Below are 18,635 nucleotides of genomic sequence, written 5' to 3'. Positions count from 1 at the left end.
ATGACGGCGTCCTCCGGCTCCTCGCCGACCTCCAGCGCCTCGGTCTCCGCCTCCATCCGCTGCGCGCGGACGGTGCGGCGCGGCGGCAGCAGACCCTGCGGCCGGTAGATCGCCAGCAGCATGAGCGCGAGCCCGAACACGAGCACCCGCCACTGCTCGAACCCGCGGAACCGCTCCGGCAGGTAGGCGACCACGACGGCGCCGATGACGGCGCCCCAGCGGTTGCCCTGGCCGCCGACGACGACCGCCGAGAGGAACAGGATCGAGATCAGCAGCGTGAACGACTCGGGGTTGATGAACGTCTGCCGGGTGGCGAACAGCGAGCCCGCGATGCCGCCGACGAACGCGCCGATCGCGAACGCGAGCAGCTTGAACCGGAACGTCGGCACGCCCATGAGCTCGGCGGCGTCCTCGTCCTCCCGGGTCGCCTCCCAGGCGCGGCCGACGCGCGAGTCCTTGATCCGCTTGTCGGCCAGCAGCACGAGGATGATGAGCGTGAGCGCCAGCCAGTAGAACGGGATCGGGTCGGTGACCCCGAACTCGATGAACGTCGTCGTGTCGGAGAAGTCGACGAGCGGCACGCCGGTGCTCCAGTCGAGGTGCGGCACCTCGAACAGCGGCAGGCTCGGCGGCGACGGGATCGGCCGGATGCCGCGCGCGGCGCCGAGCCACTCGCTGTTGATCAGCGTGAGCCGCACGATCTCACCGAACCCGAGCGTGACGATCGCCAGGTAGTCGCCGCGCACCCGCAGCGTGGGCCAGCCGAGCAGCACGCCCGAGACCATCGTGACCACGAGCGCGACCGGCAGGCTCAGCAGCCAGGGCCACGTGGCGTGCTGGGCGGTGAGCACGCCGACCGTGTAGGCCCCGATCGCGTAGAAGCCGACGTAGCCGAGGTCGAGCAGACCGGCGTAGCCGACCACGATGTTGAGGCCGACGGCCACGAGCACGTAGACCGAGACCGTGAACAGCACGCCGCCGAAGTCGGTGCCCGGCGTCGAGATGATCGGGGGCTCCAGCAGCGGCAGCACGTAGCACAGCAGCGCGATCGCGACCATGAGCAGGAACTGCGCCCACCGGGGCATCCCCGACAGCCGCCGGCGCAGGCCGCCGAGCAGGTCGCGCCGGGAGCGGCGCGGCGGTGCGGACGTCGTCTGGCTCATGCGCGTGCCTTCCCGAGCGACTCGCCCAGCAGGCCGGTCGGTCTGAACAGCAGGATGACCACGAGCAGCACGAACGCGACGACGTGGCGCCACTCGCTGCCGAACAGCCCGGAGCCGAGGCTCTCGGCGACGCCGAGCACGAGACCGCCGACCAGCGCGCCGCGCAGGTTGCCGATGCCGCCGAGCACGGCCGCCGTGAACGCCTTGACGCCGAGGAGGAAGCCGGCGTTGTAGCGGGTGAGGCCGACCTGCAGCATGTAGAGGGTGGCGGCCGCGCCCGCGAGCAGGCCGCCGATGAGGAACGTCAGCTGGATGACGCGGGTGCTGTTGACACCCATGAGCGAGGCCGACTCCGGGTCCTGCGCCACCGCGCGGATGCCGCGGCCGAGCCGGGTGCGGCGGATGAACTGGTCGGCCGCGATCATCATGAGCAGCGCGGCCAGCACGATGATGATGTCCTTGTTCGTGACGCCGTAGCCGAGCACCTCGAACTGCACCGTGAAGGTGCGGTCGGTCGGGAGCCCGAGGTTCTCCCGGGAGCGGGCCACGTAGCGGCCGAGGACGTCGTCGACGCCCAGCGCCGAGGCCAGCGCGCCGCGCAGACCCATGAGCTCGGACAGCACGAAGGACGCGCCGATCGCCGAGATCAGCGCGATCAGCCGTGGCGCGCCGCGGTTGAGCAGCGGCCGGTAGGCGACGCGCTCCAGCAGCAGCGCGACGCCACCGGAGGTGATCATCGCGATGAGCATCGCGACCGCGAGCGAGGCCACGAGGGCGACGCCCGCCGTCGTCGCGTCGGCTCCGACGAGCCACAGCGCCCACACGGTCGCGAAGGTGCCGAACATGAACACCTCGGAGTGGGCGAAGTTGATGAGCTGGAGGACGCCGTAGACCATCGTGTAGCCCAGCGCGATGAGCGCGTAGACGGAGCCGAACACGAGGCCTCCGACGAAGAGGCTCACGAACTGGTCGAGGACGTACTGGAATGCCACCGGCGGAGCTCCTCAGACGTGAGGGGGCGACCGGAGGACCACGCCGTCCTCCGACCGACTGACGGGGACACGACGCGGGGCCGGGCTGGGCCCGGCCCCGCGTGGTGCCTTACTCGATCGGCTCCCCGAGCTGGATCGCGCCGTCCGCGACCGGGTAGGCGTACACGACGACCTCGGCGACCTCGCCGGACTCGTCGAACTTGATGTGCTTGGTGATGCCCTCGGCGTCGTAGCCGTTCACCCACTCCAGCATCGAGGCCCGGTCGGTGTTCCCCTCGAGCAGACCCTGCAGGAGGATGTTCAGCGCGTCGAAGCCCTCCGTGGAGTACGTGCCGGGCTCCTGGCCGGCCGACTCCTGGTACGCGGCGGTGAACTCCTCGTCCGCCGGTGCGCACGGGCAGGTGAGCACGGCGCCGTCGGCGGCCGCGCCCGCGGCCTCGACGAAGCCGGGGTCCAGCGCGCCGTCGCCCGACATGAACAGACCGTCGTAGCCGCCCGAGCGGAGCTGGCTGACCAGGGCGCCCGCCTCGGCGTAGTAGCCCGCGAAGTAGACGGCGTCCGCACCGGAGGCGTTGACGGCGGTCACGGCCGGGCCGAAGTCGGTGTCGCCGACCTGGATGGTCTCGGTGCCGACGACGAGGTCGCCGAGCGCGTCGACGACGCCGCCGCCCAGGCCCGCGCCGTACTCGGACGCGTCGTCGATGACGAACACGCCCTCGGCGCCGATGTTCTCCAGGTAGGTCGCCACCGCGGGCGCCTGGGTGTCGTCGTTGCCGATGATGCGGTGGAAGGTGTCCCAGCCGTTGGTGGTCAGCGCCGGGTTGGTCGCCGACGGCGACACGGTCACCAGGCCGGCCTGCGCGAACACCTCGCCGGTGGCCGCGGTCTCGCCGGAGAACGTCGGGCCGACGACGCCGATGATGTCGTCGTTGCCCACGATCTCGCCCACCAGCGAGGTGGCCTGCGCCGGGTCGCCCTGGGTGTCGAACCGCTCCAGGGTCACCTCGCAGTCGGGGTTCGCCTCGAGGAACTGCTCGAGCGCGAGGGTGGAGCCGTTGACGATGTTGATGCCGAGGTTCGCGGCCGGGCCCGTGAGGGGACCGACGTAGGCGAAGACCGCCGAGCAGTCGCCGCCGGCGTCGTTGCCGCCCCCGCCGTCACCGTTGCCGGTGGGGTCGTCGCCGCCGCCGGTGGTGCCGCAGGCCGCGAGTGCGATCCCCGACGCCGCGAGCAGAGCCGCGGTGCGCCAGAGGGTGGTGGATCGAGACATTCGTTGTCCTCCACGGGAGGTGAGTCGGGACCCGAGGCTCCCGAGCGGTTTGGTGTGGCCCGAAACCTAACACCCAGCCTGTCGCCGCGAGGCCGGCCCGCAGCAGTGTTACCCACTCGTAACGCATGCCCTGCGCCGGCCGGCGCTGGACGTCACCGGGCACGCGGCCTGGCAGGATCGACGTCCGTGGACATGAGCGCCGTCGAGCGGCTGCTGACCCCCGAGGGCTGGACCCTGCTGTCGCGGATGCCGCCCTACGACGAGGACGCCTCGCTGCAGCTCGCGACCGGGCTGCGCGAGCGCGGCGTCGACCCCGACCTCGTGGCCGCGGTGATGACGCAGAGCCGCTTGCGCACCCGCGCGCGCGCCAAGTTCGGGGCGTTCGCCGACGAGATGCTGTTCACCCCCGAGGGGCTGGAGCAGGCGACGCGGCTGCCGGTCGCGGCGCGGCACGCGCAGCGCTACGCCTCCGCCGGCGCACGGCTCGTCGCCGACCTCGGCTGCGGCATCGGCAGCGACGCGATGGCGATGGCCGGGCTCGGGCTGCGCGTGCTCGGCGTCGAGAAGGACGAGGTGACCGCGGCGGTCGCGGCGGTGAACCTGCGCGCCTTCGACGCCACCGTCCGGCACGGCGACGCGCTCGAGGTGGACCTGGTCGCCGAGGGCGTCGACGCCGTCTTCGCCGACCCCGCGCGCCGCACCCGGGCGGGCACCCGGGTGTTCGACCCGCGGGCCTACTCCCCCGACCTCGACACGCTGCTCGCGCTGCGCGAGACCGTCCCCGCGCTCGGGCTCAAGGTCGGCCCCGGCATCCCGTACCGGGCGCTGCCGAGCGAGACCCACGCGCAGTGGGTCAGCGTCGACGGCGCGGTCGTGGAGGCCGGTCTGTGGTTCGGTCCGCTCGCACCCGAGGGCTCCGGGCGCAGCGCGCTGGTGATGCGCGGCGACCGCGCCGACGTGCTGAGCGTCGCCGGCGACGCCGACGCCGCCGCCGCGCGAGCCCCGAGCGGGCCGCTCAAGGGCTACCTGTACGAGCCGGACGGCGCGGTGATCCGCGCCGGGCTGGTCGCCCGCGTCGCCGAGGAGCTCGACGGCACGCTCGTCGACCCGTCGATCGCGTACGTGACCACGACGGCGGAGCGCAGCACCCCCTTCGCCACCGGCTACCGGGTGCTCGACTCCTTCGACTTCGGGCTCAAGCGCCTGCGCGCCTACCTGCGCACGCGCGACGTCGGGCGGCTCACGATCAAGAAGCGCGGCACCGCCGTCGTCCCGGACCAGCTGCGCCAGCAGCTGCACCTCAAGGGCTCGGCCGAGGCGACGATCGTGCTGACCCGGCTCGCGGGCAAGCAGAGCGTCCTCGTCGTGGAGCCCCTCGCGGGCTGAACCGCCCGGGCGTCCCAGGCTGGGGCGATGGGGCAGCTCTACGACGCGATCACACCCCGGCTGCGGGCGTTCATCGAGGCGATGCCTGTGTTCTTCGTGGCGACCGCGCCGCTGAGCCCCGACGGGCACGTCAACGTCTCCCCCAAGGGCATCGGGGGCACGTTCGCGGTCGTCGACGAGCGCACGGTGGCCTACCTGGACATCACCGCGAGCGGCGCGGAGACGATCGCCCATCTGCGGGAGAACGGGCGGATCACGGTGATGTTCTGCTCGTTCTCCCGCCAGCCGAAGATCCGCAGGCTGCACGGACGCGGTCGCGTCGTCGGCGTGGACGACCACGAGTTCGCGACCTGGCGGCCGCCCTTTCCCGAGACCATCGCGGCGCGCGCGGTCGTCGTCGTCGACGTCGAGCGGGTCTCCGACTCCTGCGGCTACGGCCTGCCGCTGATGGACGAGCCGCGCGAGCGCGACATGCTGATCCCGACGATGGAGCGGCGCGGGCCCGACGGCGTGCGCGCCTACCGCGCGGAGAGGAACGCCGTGAGCATCGACGGCCTGCCGGCGTTCGAGGAGCGAGAGACCACGCAAGGCGGGGACGCAGCGGCGCCGCGCGCGTGAGGATGTCCCCGTGACCCTCGACTTCGCGCGCTCGGAGCGCTCGACCCTCGGCGTGGAGTGGGAGCTCGCGCTCGTCGACACCGACACCGGGGACCTGCGGCAGGTGGCGCAGACCGTGCTCGACGCGGTCGCCCCCGCCGACGGCTCGCAGCACCCCACGATCCGCCAGGAGCTGCTGCTCAACACCGTCGAGCTCGTCACCGGCGTGTGCCGCACGGTGCCGGAGGCGATGGCCGACCTCGACCGCAGCGTCGCGCTCGTGCGCGAGGTCACCGACCCGCTGCGGGTGGAGCTGATGTGCGCCGGCACCCACCCGTTCGGGCACTGGTCGAACCAGAAGGTCACGAACAAGGCCCGGTACGCGACGCTGATCGACCGCACCCAGTGGTGGGGTCGGCAGATGCTCATCTACGGCGTGCACGTGCACGTCGGTGTCGAGGACCGCGACAAGGTGCTGCCGATCCTGGGTGCGCTGCTGACGTTCTACCCGCACCTGCTCGCGCTGTCGTGCTCCTCGCCCTACTGGGCCGGGCGCGACACCTCCTACGCGTCCAACCGCGCCCTGCTGTTCCAGCAGCTGCCCACCGCCGGGCTGCCCTACACCGAGATCACCGACTGGCCGCGGCTGGAGCGCTACGTCGACGACATGCTGCGCACGGGGGTCATCGACGCGTTCGACGAGATCCGGTGGGACATCCGGCCCTCCCCCACGTTCGGCACGATCGAGCTGCGTGTCTTCGACGGCGTCACGAACCGCACCGAGCTCGCAGCGCTGGCCGCGCTCGCGCAGTGCCTGGTCGAGTGGTTCTCGCGGCGCCTCGACGCCGGTGAGCGGCTGCCCGCGATCCCGCCGTGGTTCCTCGCGGAGAACAAGTGGCGCGCGGCGCGCTACGGCATGGACGCGATCGTCATCCTCGACGAGGACGGCCACGAGGAGCTCGTCACCGACTCCCTGGCACGCCTGGTCGAGCAGCTCCGACCGGTCGCTGCCGACCTCGGCTGCGCGAGCGAGCTCGAGAGCGTGCTCGAGGTCGCCGCGACCGGCGCCTCCTACCAGCGCCAGCGCGCGGTCGCCGCGCTCCACGAGTGCGGGCTCGACCACGTGGTCGCGCACCTGGTCGCCGAGCTCCGGGCCGGGCGGCCGCTGCCGCCGGCCTGACGTCCCGGCGTCAGTCGAGGATCCCCTGCCGGTAGGCGGTCGCGACCGCCGCGGCCCGGTCGGCGACGCCGAGCTTGGCGTAGATGTGCACGAGGTGCGTCTTGACGGTCGCCTCGCTGACGAACAGCTCGCGCGCGATCGCCCGGTTGGGCGTGCCCTGCGCGACGAGCGCCAGCACCTCGCGCTCGCGCGCGGTGAGCGCGGTACTGGTGGCCGGGCTGCGCACGTGCGAGGCGAGCCGGGTCGCCACGGCGGGCGACAGCACGGCCTCGCCCGCCGCCGTCGAGCGGACCGCCGCCACGAGCGTCGCGGCGGGTGCGTCCTTGAGCAGGTAGCCCGTCGCGCCGGCCTCGATCGCGGCGACCGTGTCGGAGTCGGTGTCGTAGGTCGTGAGCACCAGCACCCGGGTGGTCGCGCCGCGTCGCTGCAGCTCGCGCACCGCCTCGACGCCGTCGCCGCCCGGCATCCGCAGGTCCATGACGACGACGTCGGGACGCCGCCGCTCGACCAGGGCGACCGCCTCGGGCCCGCTGGCGGCCTGCCCGACCACCTCGAGGTCGTCCGCGGCGGCGAGCGTGGCGGCGACGCCGTCGCGCACGACGGGGTGGTCGTCGACGACGACGATCCGGATCACGCGGCGGTCCTCTCCAGCGCCGGGAGCCGCACCGACACGGCCGTGCCGCCGCCGGGCTCGGTCTCGATCGCCAGCTCGCCCGCCAGCCGGTCGGCCCGCTGACGCATCCCGCGCAGCCCGAACGAGGTGGCGGGCCGCGGCGCCGCGTCGTCGAAGCCGCGGCCGTCGTCGCGGACGTCGAGCACGACCTCGTCGTCGTCGTAGGTCAGCGTGACCCCGACCCGGGTGGCCCCGGCGTGCTTGGCGACGTTCGCCAGCGCCTCCTGGGCGATCCGCAGCACGGTGGCCTCGACCTCGCGGTGCAGCGGCCGCGGCTCGCCCGCGACCACCACGTCCGCACGCACGCCGCGCTCCTGCCCCCACGACCGCACGAGGTCGGTCACGGCGTCGGCCAGGGTGCCGACGCTCAGGGGCTCGGGCGCGAGGTCCATGACCGAGCGCCGCGCCTCCCCCAGCGCCTCGCGGGCGAGCGACGACGCACGCGCGACCCGGCGTCGTACCGCCTCGAGGTCCCGCTCGCCGTCGGCGGCCTGCAGCTGGGCGAGCACCCCCGCGAGCGACTGCGCGATCGTGTCGTGGATCTCCTGCGCGAGCCGCTGCCGCTCCTGCTGGACGCCCGCCTCGCGGGCCTGCGCGACGACGGTCGAGTGCAGCCGCGCGTTCTCCGCCATCGTGCGCTCGAGGTCGGCGTTGACCTCCTCGAGCTCGGCGATGACCGCCGCGCGCTGCTGGTTCGACTCCCAGATCGAGTGGCCGTAGTGGCTGAAGACACCACCAAGCCCGAGGTTGACGACGAACAGCGCACCGAAGAGCACGGTCCACCCCGACCACTCCAGCGGCAGGCCCCCGCTCTGGCCGATCGCCATGATGAGCGCGGTCACGCCGATCGCGACCCACCGCCCCGTGCGACGGAACGTCTCGTGGGCGTCGTTGTAGCCGACCCAGGCGTAGATGCAGAACAGCGGGTTCAGCAGCGTCAGCGCCAGCGCCAGCGCGGTCCGCACCACGTAGGCCAGCCGCAGCCACCGGACGTCGTCACGGCGCTCGGGCTGGCGGAGCGAGCACCACCACAGCCAGCCGGCCGACGCGGCCACCAGCGCGAGCTGGGCGGCGAGCCGTGACGGCGGGCTCGTCGCACCGGTCGCCGGCCCGCTGACGAGCGCGATCACGGTCGCGACGGCGAGCGCGGCGAAGGGGACGTAGGTCAGCCACCTCTCCCACTGCTCGGTACGCGACGTCAGGTCCACGGGTCCGTAGCCTTCCAGGCTCTCACTCCCACCGGAAGGTGCGGGAGGCGATGCCGAAGCAGACGACCGTCCACAGCGCCATCACGCCGAGGTGCTGCAGGTCCGGCGCCTGGCCCGCCATCGCCTGGTGCAACGCCTGCGACGCCGCGCCGAGCGGGGTGAGCTCGACAACCCGCTGCAGCAGCCCGCCCATCGCCTGGACGGGGAACCACACCCCGGCGGTGAACATCGAGGGGAAGAACAGCACCATGCCCACCGCCATGCCGATCCGGGCGTTGGGTGCGATCGCGGTGACGATCGCGCCGAGCCCGAACGAGACGACCAGGGCCAGCACGTAGGCCAGCAGGTACCACCCGGGCGACGCCGGCACCGGGGTGCCGAAGGCCAGGCTGCCGACCAGCAGGAGCAGCACGGTCGAGGCAGCGACCGCGGCGCCGTGCAGCCCCACCTGCGCGGCGAGCAGCGTGAGCGGCCGCACGGGCGTCGTCCGCAGCCGCCGCAGCACGCCTGCCTCGCGGTAGGCGAACACCACGGGCGGCATCGCCAGGATCGCCGCCATGATCATCGAGAGCAGCACCGTGACCGGCACATAGAGGTCGACCACCCGCAGACCGCCGAGCTCGGGGTCGGGCTCGCGGTAGCCGGGGATGAACCCCATGACGCACAGCAGCACCACCGGGAACGCGACGATCCAGAACAGCGACCCGACCTCACGGCCGAACAGGCGGGCCTCGGTGCGGAGCACCGCGACGGTGCCAGGGCTGACGAGGGTGCTCATGCCGTCTCCTCCGTGAGGGTCGTGGTGAGGTCGAGGTAGGCGGTGTCCAGGGACCCGGCCGCGACGCGCAGGCGCTGCGGGACGACCCGCTGGGCGTCGAGCGCGGCCAGCACGGCCAGCACGACGTCCTCGGCGCCCTCGACGACGACGCGGCGGTCGTCGACACGGACGGTCGTGACGCCGTCGAGCCCGCGGAGCACGTCGAGGTCGGCGCGCCCCGGCACCTCGAACGAGACGATCGTCGCGGCCGTGCTGGTCCGCACGAGCTCGTCCGGGGTGCCGAGGGCGCGCACGCGCCCGGCGTCGATGATCGCGATGCGGTCGCAGAGCTCCTGGGCCTCCTCCATCGAGTGCGTCACGAGGAGCACGGTGACGCCGCGGTCGCGGAGGTCGCGCACGAGTCGCCACACGTCGCGGCGGGCGCGCGGGTCGAGGCCGGTGCTGAGCTCGTCGAGGATCGCGACGCGGGGCCTGCCGACGAGCGCGAGCGCGATGGAGAGCCGCTGCTGCTGCCCGCCGCTGAGGTCGAGGAAGCGCCTGTCGAGGTGCTCGGTGAGCCCGAGGGCGTCGGTGAGGTCGCCCCAGGGCACCGGGTCGTCGTAGAAGGCGGTCCACAGCTCGAGCGCCTCGCGGACGGTGATCTTCGGCTGCAGCGCGCTCGACTGCAGCTGCACGCCGAGCACGCGCACGAGGGCGTCGCGCTGCGTCCAGGGGTCGAGCCCGTGCACCCGGATGCGACCGGCGTCGCCGGTGCGCAGACCGGCGATCGACTCGACGGTCGTGGTCTTGCCTGCGCCGTTGGGGCCGAGGATCCCGAGCACCTCGCCGTGCTCGACGGCGAGGCTGACGTCGTCGACCGCCACGGTGGCGCCGTAGGTCTTGCGCAGGCCCTCGACGAGGACGGCGGGCGCGCTGGGGGCGTCTGTCATGCCTCCAGCATCGGCAGCCCGCGCCGTCGGCACATCGCGCGGCCGGCGGCCGCGGCATCAACCGATCGGTGGATACGTCAGCGGCGGGAGGCGGTCTGCGCGGCGGCCGCGGCCATCTCCTCGTCGACGCGACGCGCGGCGCGCGAGCCGCGGATCGCGAGCCACACCAGCGCGCCCACGCCGGCCACCGCCAGCACGAGCGCGAGCAGCAGCATCATCGGCGAGCCTTCCGCGCCCGAACCGATGGCCAGCAGCGGCAGGAACGCGCCGAGACCGACCGCGGGCACGACGGTGCCGACCACGCGCTCCTGCCGGGTCCACAGCGGCGACATCCACAGCACCGCGACGCCCACGATGAGCGCCAGCACCGGGAGCAGGAACAGCGCGAAGAACGCGCCGAGGCCGATGAGCGGCAGCACGACCACCATCACCCAGCGCTTGGTCAGGCCGGGCCGCGGCGCTGCGTCCTCCGGCCACTCCATCGCCGGGATCGAGGACAGGTCGTAGCGCGGGCCGCCGGCGGGCGCGGCGGTCGAGGTCGCCGGCGTCGAGGACGTCGAGGAGGTCGAGGACGGCGAGGACGGCGAGGGCGACGTCGAGGACGCCGCGGAGGTGGCCGACGCGGCGGGCGCGCTGTCGTGCGAGGTCGGCGTGCTCGCCGGGGCGGACGTGCTCGCGGGGGCGGGTGCGCTCACCGCGCCAGCGTCGGTGCGCGCGGCGAGTGCCTCGGCCGCGACGTCCTCGACGTCGCCGATGCCGGCGAGGATGCCCGCCATCTCGGCGTCGCTGGGGTCGTGGCCCAGCCGGGCGACGGCCTTGTCGATGCGCTCGCGCACGCGATCGACCACGCCGATCCGCTCGACGGGCGTCATCTCCTGCAGCAGCCGTCCGAGGTCGTCGATATAGCCGGCGCGACGTTCCGAGGCGTTCACTGGTCTCCTTCGAGCACGATCCACCCACGGGCGCGTTCTCCTCGCCCGCTCGGCCCCGCAAGCCTACGGGGCCGCGGCCGGTGGTCGGCACCTCGCGCCCTCCCGGCACCGGCGGCACGCGGATGCCGTCGATATTCGGGTGCGTCCGCGCGGGGTGCCCGCCTACCGTCGCACGCATGGCGATCCTCACCGTGATGGTGCGTCGTGTCCGGGCAGCGGTCCGGGTCGCGACGCGGCTGGGGCTGGCACCCGCTCCGGCCTGACTGGGCCCGACGGGTCGTGGACGCCACGCCCGTCCGCCCCGGCGACCTCGTGCTCGACCTGGGTGCCGGTGACGGCGCGCTGACCGCTCCGCTCGTCGAGCGCGGCGCGCGCGTGCTCGCGGTCGAGCTGCACCGCGGGCGCGCGGCGCGGCTGCGGGAGCGCTTCGCCGAGGCCGACGTGCGCGTGCTCGAGATCGACCTCACGGACCTGCGGCTGCCGTCGCGACCGTTCCGCGTCGTCGCGAACCCGCCCTTCGCCATGACGTCGGGCCTCGTGCGCGCCGTGCTGACCAGCGACCACCTGCTGAGCGCCGACCTGCTGCTGCAGCGCGGCGCCGCGCGCGGCTGGGTGGAGCGGCCGGGCCGGCGCCGTCGGGGGCGGCGGGTCGCGCTGGGGATGCGGGTGCCGCGGTCCGCGTTCCGACCGCCGCCGCGGGTGGACGCCGCGGTGCTGGAGATCCGGTGACCGGGTGCGCGGCCGGGGTCGTTCACGCTGTCCTTGGCGTCATCTACTAGTTGACATCGCCTACTACTCGGCATAACGTGCCCGTGTGTCCGACGCCAGAGACCCCCAGCTGCTCAAGGGCGTGCTGCCGATGCTCGTCATCGGCCTGCTGGGGGCGGCCGAGTCCTACGGCTACGAGCTGGTGACCCGGTTGCGGACCGCGGGCCTGGACGGCATCGCGCCCGGCACCGTCTACCCCACGCTCACACGGCTCGAGCGCGAGGGGCGCCTGACCTCGCGGCTCGTGCCGTCGCCGTCGGGGCCTGCACGCAAGTACTACCGACCGACGCCCGCGGGCGAGGCCTACTACGCGAGCGCGCTGGCCGCGTGGGACGAGCTCGGCGCCGTCGTGGGCGCGGTCGCCACCCGACGAGAGGACGACCGATGACGCTCCCGCTCGCAGACCGGATCCGCCGCTGGCGCTACCTCCAGGACGTCGAGCTCTGGCTCGACCCGATGCCCGGGCGGCGGCGGCGCGAGGTGCTGCGCGAGCTGCGCACCAACCTCGCCGACGCCGCGCAGGACGTCGGCATGGCGCGGGCGATCGAGGACCTGGGCAAGCCGCGCGCCCTCGCCCGGTCCTACCTGGACACCGAGCCGCGGCGCCGCCCGTCGTGGTCGCTCGGGGTGCTCGGCGCCGGCGCGGTGCTGGCCGTCGCGCTGCTCGCGCTGATGGCCTACGCGGCCGGCATGGCCGACACGCTGCTCGCCACCGGCGGCGGCACCGCGACCGGCGGCTTCCTCGGGCTGCGCGTGGTCACCGAGGCCTCGGAGAACGGCCTCGGGTGGGAGGTCTCGGGCTGGTCGTGGGCCCTCTCGATCGCAACCGTGCTCGGCTTCCTGCTCGCCTCCGCCTCCTGGCGGCTCGTCACCGGCGGCCGCAGCGGCGGGTGACGGCCGTCACCCGCCGGCCGCCCGTGAGCGCCGTCAGCAGGCGGAGTCGGGCAGGTCGCCGACGGCGACCGGGAGCCGACCCGGCGCGCTCGCCTCGCCCGCGAGCACCCGGGCGAGCGCGGTCATGATCTCCGGCGTGCGGCCGTAGCCGGCGAGCAGCGCCGGCGCCGGGGAGCCGGCGAGCAGGGTGGGCGCGTCGAGCGCGATCGCGACGTCCGCGGGCGCGGACGCCTCGGACCCCTGCACCAGCAGCCGGACCTCGGTGTCCGCCGGCTGCTCGAGCGGCACGACGTCGAGGCCTGCCTCCTCGGCGGCGGCGACGAACGCGTCCCAGGTCTCCTCGGTGCCGCCGCGCACGTGGATGCGCGGCCCGGCCAGCGCGCCGTCGCACTCCCCCGCCACGACCGTGACCGCGGCCGCGGCGAGCGCCTCCAGCGCGGGCCCGGCCGCCCCGACGTCCGCGGTCGAGGCGCCGCCCGCCCGTTCGGCGAGCTCGGCCTGCCAGCGCGCGAGCGCGATCACCCGCCCGGCGGCCTCGGTGAGCCGGTCCCGGTCGAGCGAGCCGTCCTCGAGCGCGTCGAGGATCCCGTCGCGCGCCGCGGTCACGTCGGTGGGGCTCAGCAGCAGGTCCGCCCCGGCCGCGATCGCCTCGGCGGCGATCTCGCCGGGCCCGCGCGTCGCCGTCAGGGCGCCCATGTCGAGCCCGTCGGTCACCGCCACGCCCGTGAAACCCAGCTCCGAGCGCAGGTAGTCGTAGGCCGCGGGCGACAACGACGCCGGCACGCCCGGGTCCCAGTCGGTCACCGCGATGTGGCCGACCATGACGGTCGGCGCACCCGCCTCGACGCCGGCCGCGAACGGCACGAGGTCGGTCTCCTCGAGGTCCGCCGTCGGGCGGTCGAGCACCGGCAACCCCTCGTGGGAGTCGACGGCGAGGCTGCCGTGGCCCGGGAAGTGCTTGAGGCTCGTGAGCACGCCGCCCGCGGCGAACCCCTCGAGCGCGGCGACGACCGTGCCCGCCACACGGTCGGGGTCGGAGCCGGCCGACCGGTCGCCGATCGTCACGTCCGCGGGGCCGACCGTGACGTCGGCGACGGGCGCGAAGGTCATCGTCACGCCGCTGCCGAGCAGCTCGCGCCCCATCGCCTCGTACGCACCGGAGACCGCCTGGGGGTCGTCGGAGGCCGCGCCCGCGGCCTGGAACGGCGGGAACGTGGTCCAGGGGCCCGAGGCGCCGGAGAGCCGCTGCACGAGCCCGCCCTCGTTGTCCACCGAGACGATGCCGGGCCAGTCACGGCTGACCGCCACCGCCTCCTGGACCGCTGCCCCGGTGGCCTGGACCTGCTCGAGCGAGCCGACGTTCTCCGCGAACAGGATCACGCCGGCGAGCCCGAGGGACTCCACCAGCTCGCCCGCGGCGGCGGGGTCGGTGCCGCCGTAGCGCGCGATCAGCACCTGCCCGGCGGCCTCGGCGTCGCTCAGCGCGGCGGCGTCGGCGATCGCCGCCTCGAGATCGGCCTCGGTCGGCCCCCAGGCCAGCCGCGGCTCCTCGGTGGGCGACGGGCTCGCCGAGGTGGGCTCCGGCGTCGTCGGCTCGGGTGCGGAGGTCGGGTCGCCCCCGCCGTCGGGCGCCGTGCACCCGACCAGGGCGAGCACGGCCGCCACCCCGAGCGCGGCGAGGCCGGTGCGCCGCCTCACGCGACCTCCGCCACCGTCACCTCGCCCATGACGACCTGGGTGAGCGGCATCTGGGAGTCGATCGTGATGTCGTAGGGCGACGGCGTCGCCCCGGCGGCCACGACGGCCGAGCCGAGCGCCGCGATCATCGCCCCGTTGTCGGTGCAGTAGCGGATCGGCGGGATCCGCAGCTCGACGCCTGCCGCCTCGAACCGCTCCGCGGCGAGCGACCGCAGCCGCGAGTTCGCGGAGAACCCGCCACCGACGACCACGGTGCCGACGCCGTGGATCTCGCACGCGCGCAGGGTCTTGGTGACCAGCACGTCGGCCACCGCCTCGGAGAACGAGGCGGCGACGTCGGCCACCGGGACCTCCTCGCCGCGGTCCTCGAAGCCCTCGACGACGCGTGCGACGGCCGTCTTGAGCCCGGAGAACGAGAAGTCGTAGGGGTGTCGCTGCAGGTCCTTGGCGCGGGAGAGCCCACGCGGGAACGCGAACGCCGCCGGGTCGCCGCCGGTCGCCGCGCGGTCGACGTGCGGGCCGCCCGGGTACGGCAGCCCGAGCAGCCGGCCGACCTTGTCGAACGCCTCACCGGCGGCGTCGTCGAAGGTCTGACCGAGCTCGGTGACGTCGGTGGCGATGTCGCGCACGTGCAGCAGCGACGAGTGCCCGCCGGAGACGACCAGCCCGAGGAAGGACTCGGGGAACGGCCCGTGCACCAGCGAGTCGACGGCGACGTGGCCGATGACGTGGTTGACGCCGTAGAACGGGACGTCGAGACCGAGCGCGAGCGCCTTCGCGGCGGCGACGCCGACCGCCAGCGAGCCGCTCAGGCCGGGACCGGCGGCGACGGCGACCGCGTCGACGTCGGACAGCTCGACCTCGGCCTGCGCGAGCGCGGCGTCGAGCGTGGGCCCGAACGCCTCCAGGTGCGCGCGCGAGGCGACCTCGGGGACGATGCCGCCGAAGCGGGCGTGGTCGTCCATCGAGGACGCGGTGACGTCGGCGAGCAGGTCGAGCCCGCGGACCAGGGCGACACCGGTCTCGTCGCAGGTGCTCTCGATCCCCAGGACGAGGGGGGCGCTGGACTCCGAGGAGGACACCCCAGCACCCTACGCCGCCCGGTGGCGGGTCGGCCGCGCGGCGACGGTCAGGAGGTCGGGCGCTCGATGCCGGTCGCGACCGGGCGGTCGTCGTCGGCGGACCACTGCGACCAGGAGCCCGGGTAGAGCGCGGCGTGCACGCCGATCGTCTCCAGCGCGGCGATCTCGTGCGCCGCGGTCACGCCCGAGCCGCAGTAGACCGCGACGTCGGTGCGCGCGTCGACGCCTGCGTCGGCGTACTGCTGCGCGAGCTCGGTCTCGGACTTGAACCTGCTGTCCTCGCGCAGGTTGCGCACGGTCGGGACGTTGACGGCGCCCGGCACGTGGCCCGCTCGGCGGTCGATCGGCTCCTCGTCGCCGCGGTAGCGCTCCTCGGCGCGCGCGTCGAGGAGCACGCCGTGACCGGGGAGGTCCGCGACGCCGTCGGCGTCGGTCACCGGCATGTGCCCCGGGCTCAGCACGACGTCGCCCGGCGCGACCTGGACGTCGCCGTCCTCGAGGATGCCGCCCGCGGCCAGCCACGCCTGCAGACCGCCGTCGAGGATCCGCACGTCGGCGACACCGCCCCAGCGCAGCAACCACCAGGCACGCGCCGCCGAGGTGCCGCCCGAGTCGTCGTAGACGACCACCGGGTCGCCGTCGTCGATGCCCCAGCGGCGTGCCGCGGCCTGCAGCTGCTCGATGTCGGGCAGCGGGTGCCGCCCGGCCTCGGGGCTGGGGGACGCCGACAGGTCGCGCTCGAGGTCGACGAACAGCGCACCGGGCAGGTGGCCGAGGCTGTAGGCGCGGTGGCCGTCGGGGTCGGCCAGCGACCACCGCACGTCGAGCAGCACCAGACGCGTGTCGGTGGCGAGCAGCGTCCGCAGCTCCTCGGCCTCCACGAGCACGGCGCGCCGCAGGCTCTCCTCCGTCATGCGATCCCTCCCGACAGGCGATCTCCGACCGCCCATGGTAGGCCGAGGGGTCGCGGCGCCGCGGGCCGTCTCGCCCGCGAGCGGCTCGCCGCCGGCGGTCGCCTCGCAAGGCCGGGTGGCGCCGTAGGTTGACGCCATGCAGCGCAGCCGGTGGCCCGTGGCGGTGGCGCTGCTGGCCGCGGCGGCCCTGACGGCCCTGACGGCGTGCGACTACGTCACCGACCCGAGCCCCGAGCCGACGACGACGGCGTCCACCACCCCGAGCCCGACCGAGCCGACCGGGCCGACCGGGCTCGACGGGCCGAGCGGGTCGAGCGAGCCCGAGCCGGCCGAGACCGAGACCGAGCCCGAGGAGCCCGCGTCGCCGACGCCGCCGTCGGAGGCCGAGATGCCCGGCGAGCCGGTCGAGGGCTTCCCGGAGGTCGGGACGAGCCTCGTCATCACCGGGGTGCCCGCGCAGGAGGTCCTCAACCTGCGCATCGGCCCCGGCATCGAGTTCGCCTCCGTCGCCCGCCTCACGCCGGACACCCGTCTCGTGGCGACAGGCCGCAACCGGGACACCGGCGGCGCCGGGCTCTGGTACCAGGTGCGCGCGGGCGAGGACGTCGGGTGGGTGTTCGCCCGCTACGTCGCCGAGCCGGGCGCGAGCCGCGACGTCACCGACCACTTCGACCCGCCGCCGTCGGCGGACCGGCCGGGCGACCTCGTCGACCTCGTCGTCGAGCGGTGGCAGCCGGGCAGCGGCGACGACGAGGTCGTCGTGTTCGGCCCGGTCGTGATCGACGACGACCTGCAGGTGCGCGTCGACGTGCCGGCGACCGACGACTCGGTCGTCGGCGCGCGGCTGTTCGTCGTCGCCGCGCGGGACGACGACGGCTTCACGGTCACCCGCGTCACCGCCACACAGCTGTGCGCGCGCGGGGTCTCCGGCACCGGCGACTGCGTGTAGCCGCCGGCGCCGGGCGGGCTCAGACGAGCTCCATGACCGGCCCCTCGTGCACCGCGCGGTAGATCGCGTTGCGGATCGCGTTGGCCTGCTCCGAGGTGAGCGTGCGGTCGACCGGTCGCAGCACCACCCGCAGCAGCACGTTCGCCTGGCCGGGCGCGGTGCCGAGCCGCTGCCGCACGCGCTCCGGCAGCTCCTCGTGCGGGGTACGGGCCAGCACCTCGACGGACTCGACGGTGTCCGCGTCGTCGGCGAGCGCCGAGCGCACCCGGTCGCCCAGCGTCTCGGCGTCCTCCTCGGCGGCGACGACGACCGACAGGTCGCGCCGGGTCGCGGGCAGCGGGGACACGTGCCGCCACGGCTCGAGCGTGAGCATCTGGGCCGCCACCCGCGGGTCCCGTGCCCGCAGGTACCGGATGTCGGGGATGCCCTTGCGCAGCATCAGCGCCCGTTCCAGGCCCATGCCGAGCGCGAGGCCGGACCAGCGCTGCGGGTCCAGGCCCGAGCCCCGCAGCACGTCGGGGTGGGTGCGGCCGCACTCGGCGAGCTCGAGCCACCGGCCGTCGTGGAGCACGTCGACCTGCAGCCCGCCGACCGTGTACGGGTGCTCGACCTCGGTCACGGTCCAGCGGGCGCCGGGCAGCACGGCATCGACGAGCACGCCGACCATCTCGCGCAGGTCGGCGTCGGTGGTGGCCGCGCCGGTGCGCACGCGCCACAGGTCCACCTGGTGCGGCTCGCCCACGTGCGTGCGGTCGACGACGTCGCGCCGGTAGACGAGGCCGGGGACGACGAGCAGCTCGTCGACGTCGTCGCGGCCCGCGTACTCCTCCAGCGCGGTCGGCAGCTCGGCGCTGGTGTGGCTGCGGAGCATGACCGTGGGGCTGACGTAGCGGGTGTAACGGCGGGCGCGCGTGACGTCGCTCGGGTCGTAGCCGAGGCGGTCGTAGTTCTCGCGCACCGCCACCAGCGGTGGCCGGCGCAGCACGCGGACGGTGCAGCCCCACCGCCGTCGCAGGGCGGCGACGACGGCGTCGAGGAGCATCTGCAGCGCGTGCGGGCCCTGCGCGGGATCGGTGAGGTCGCGCACCGCGAGCGCGCGGGCGAGCTGCTCCGGCGTCAGGTGGTCGGAGGTGTGGGCCGGGACGGGATGGGTCGAGCGGGTCGAGCGGTCGGTGAGCGGCATGCGTGGGTCTCCAGGTGGGCGGGACGGAAGGAGCACCTC

General features: G+C 74.5%; 18 protein-coding genes and 1 pseudogene. 7 read left to right on the top strand and 12 right to left on the bottom strand.

The features are described from left to right. Window positions 1-20: 20 nt before the first annotated feature. From GPA02_RS02470 to GPA02_RS02460, 3 genes and pseudogenes are all read right to left on the bottom strand, one after another. A pseudogene (locus GPA02_RS02470) lies at window positions 21-1,163 on the bottom strand (branched-chain amino acid ABC transporter permease); the annotation flags it as partial. Then, entirely contained in the window at window positions 1,160-2,155 is a 996-nt protein-coding gene (locus tag GPA02_RS02465) for a branched-chain amino acid ABC transporter permease (RefSeq protein WP_156198267.1), read from the bottom strand. The pseudogene GPA02_RS02470 and the gene GPA02_RS02465, both read right to left, overlap by 4 nt. 109 nt (window positions 2,156-2,264) lie before the next feature. Beyond that, window positions 2,265-3,425, bottom strand: coding sequence for a branched-chain amino acid ABC transporter substrate-binding protein (locus GPA02_RS02460; protein ID WP_193567828.1), 1,161 nt, complete (start codon window positions 3,423-3,425; stop codon window positions 2,265-2,267). Between the two features lie 192 nt (window positions 3,426-3,617). Between GPA02_RS02460 and GPA02_RS02455 the strand changes: the two genes are divergently transcribed. Genes GPA02_RS02455 through GPA02_RS02445 form a run of 3 tightly spaced genes read left to right on the top strand, consistent with a single transcriptional unit; the run spans window position 3,618 to window position 6,588 of the window. Next, a complete protein-coding gene (locus GPA02_RS02455; RefSeq protein WP_162457680.1) occupies window positions 3,618-4,811 on the top strand; it encodes a class I SAM-dependent methyltransferase in 1,194 nt (397 codons plus the stop codon). Between the two features lie 27 nt (window positions 4,812-4,838). Continuing rightward, a complete protein-coding gene (locus GPA02_RS02450; protein ID WP_156198265.1) occupies window positions 4,839-5,429 on the top strand; it encodes a pyridoxamine 5'-phosphate oxidase family protein in 591 nt (196 codons plus the stop codon). Between the two features lie 10 nt (window positions 5,430-5,439). Then, window positions 5,440-6,588 (top strand): glutamate--cysteine ligase, encoded by a 1,149-nt coding sequence (locus tag GPA02_RS02445; protein ID WP_156198264.1) that lies wholly within the window; start codon window positions 5,440-5,442, stop codon window positions 6,586-6,588. Between the two features lie 10 nt (window positions 6,589-6,598). On the opposite strand, the gene GPA02_RS18975 is transcribed toward GPA02_RS02445, so the two are convergent. The 5 genes from GPA02_RS18975 to GPA02_RS02420 form a co-directional block, all read right to left on the bottom strand. After that, window positions 6,599-7,222 carry a response regulator gene (locus GPA02_RS18975; RefSeq protein WP_156198263.1) on the bottom strand — a complete coding sequence of 208 codons (624 nt, stop codon included), beginning with the start codon at window positions 7,220-7,222 and terminating at the stop codon, window positions 6,599-6,601. Beyond that, window positions 7,219-8,469 carry a sensor histidine kinase gene (locus tag GPA02_RS18970; RefSeq protein ID WP_156198262.1) on the bottom strand — a complete coding sequence of 417 codons (1,251 nt, stop codon included), beginning with the start codon at window positions 8,467-8,469 and terminating at the stop codon, window positions 7,219-7,221. The genes GPA02_RS18975 and GPA02_RS18970 overlap by 4 nt, the downstream gene beginning before the upstream one ends. 22 nt (window positions 8,470-8,491) lie before the next feature. Continuing rightward, window positions 8,492-9,247 carry an ABC transporter permease gene (locus GPA02_RS02430; protein ID WP_156198261.1) on the bottom strand — a complete coding sequence of 252 codons (756 nt, stop codon included), beginning with the start codon at window positions 9,245-9,247 and terminating at the stop codon, window positions 8,492-8,494. Then, window positions 9,244-10,176, bottom strand: coding sequence for an ABC transporter ATP-binding protein (locus tag GPA02_RS02425; protein WP_156198260.1), 933 nt, complete (start codon window positions 10,174-10,176; stop codon window positions 9,244-9,246). Before GPA02_RS02425 ends, GPA02_RS02430 begins: the two co-directional genes overlap by 4 nt. A 77-nt stretch (window positions 10,177-10,253) precedes the next feature. After that, window positions 10,254-11,108, bottom strand: a complete 855-nt coding sequence (locus GPA02_RS02420; protein WP_156198259.1) for a hypothetical protein — start codon at window positions 11,106-11,108, stop codon at window positions 10,254-10,256. A gap of 204 nt (window positions 11,109-11,312) precedes the next feature. On the opposite strand from GPA02_RS02420, the gene GPA02_RS02415 reads away from it, so the two are divergent. From GPA02_RS02415 to GPA02_RS02405, 3 genes are all read left to right on the top strand, one after another. Further along, window positions 11,313-11,837 (top strand): rRNA adenine N-6-methyltransferase family protein, encoded by a 525-nt coding sequence (locus GPA02_RS02415; protein WP_156198258.1) that lies wholly within the window; start codon window positions 11,313-11,315, stop codon window positions 11,835-11,837. Window positions 11,838-11,922: 85 nt separating this feature from the next. Further along, window positions 11,923-12,264 carry a PadR family transcriptional regulator gene (locus GPA02_RS02410; RefSeq protein ID WP_156198257.1) on the top strand — a complete coding sequence of 114 codons (342 nt, stop codon included), beginning with the start codon at window positions 11,923-11,925 and terminating at the stop codon, window positions 12,262-12,264. Beyond that, complete coding sequence (locus GPA02_RS02405; RefSeq protein ID WP_156198256.1) at window positions 12,261-12,770, top strand: HAAS signaling domain-containing protein; 510 nt, start codon at window positions 12,261-12,263, stop codon at window positions 12,768-12,770. The genes GPA02_RS02410 and GPA02_RS02405 overlap by 4 nt, the downstream gene beginning before the upstream one ends. A 33-nt stretch (window positions 12,771-12,803) precedes the next feature. Here GPA02_RS02405 and GPA02_RS02400 read toward each other — a convergent pair whose 3' ends face one another. From GPA02_RS02400 to GPA02_RS02390, 3 genes are read right to left on the bottom strand one after another with little or no spacing between them, the layout of a single operon-like run. Next, complete coding sequence (locus GPA02_RS02400; protein ID WP_156198255.1) at window positions 12,804-14,468, bottom strand: glycoside hydrolase family 3 N-terminal domain-containing protein; 1,665 nt, start codon at window positions 14,466-14,468, stop codon at window positions 12,804-12,806. After that, the gene (tsaD, locus tag GPA02_RS02395) at window positions 14,465-15,550 is read right to left on the bottom strand and encodes a tRNA (adenosine(37)-N6)-threonylcarbamoyltransferase complex transferase subunit TsaD (RefSeq protein WP_156198254.1); all 1,086 of its coding nucleotides are present in this window, start codon (window positions 15,548-15,550) and stop codon (window positions 14,465-14,467) included. Before tsaD ends, GPA02_RS02400 begins: the two co-directional genes overlap by 4 nt. A 47-nt stretch (window positions 15,551-15,597) precedes the next feature. Then, window positions 15,598-16,464 carry a sulfurtransferase gene (locus tag GPA02_RS02390; protein WP_156198253.1) on the bottom strand — a complete coding sequence of 289 codons (867 nt, stop codon included), beginning with the start codon at window positions 16,462-16,464 and terminating at the stop codon, window positions 15,598-15,600. Between the two features lie 136 nt (window positions 16,465-16,600). Here GPA02_RS02390 and GPA02_RS02385 point away from each other — a divergent pair, with 136 nt between their 5' ends. Beyond that, complete coding sequence (locus tag GPA02_RS02385) at window positions 16,601-17,413, top strand: SH3 domain-containing protein (RefSeq protein ID WP_156198252.1); 813 nt, start codon at window positions 16,601-16,603, stop codon at window positions 17,411-17,413. 19 nt (window positions 17,414-17,432) lie between these two features. Here GPA02_RS02385 and srmL read toward each other — a convergent pair whose 3' ends face one another. Next, window positions 17,433-18,596, bottom strand: coding sequence for a PheS-related mystery ligase SrmL (gene srmL / locus GPA02_RS02380; RefSeq protein ID WP_156198251.1), 1,164 nt, complete (start codon window positions 18,594-18,596; stop codon window positions 17,433-17,435). Window positions 18,597-18,635 lie beyond the last annotated feature (39 nt).

The organism is Actinotalea caeni (genome assembly GCF_009733795.1).
Lineage (GTDB): Bacteria > Actinomycetota > Actinomycetes > Actinomycetales > Beutenbergiaceae > Pseudactinotalea > Pseudactinotalea caeni.
The sequence above is the reverse complement of the archived record's forward strand: the minus strand, read 5'-3'. Positions and strand labels throughout refer to the sequence as shown.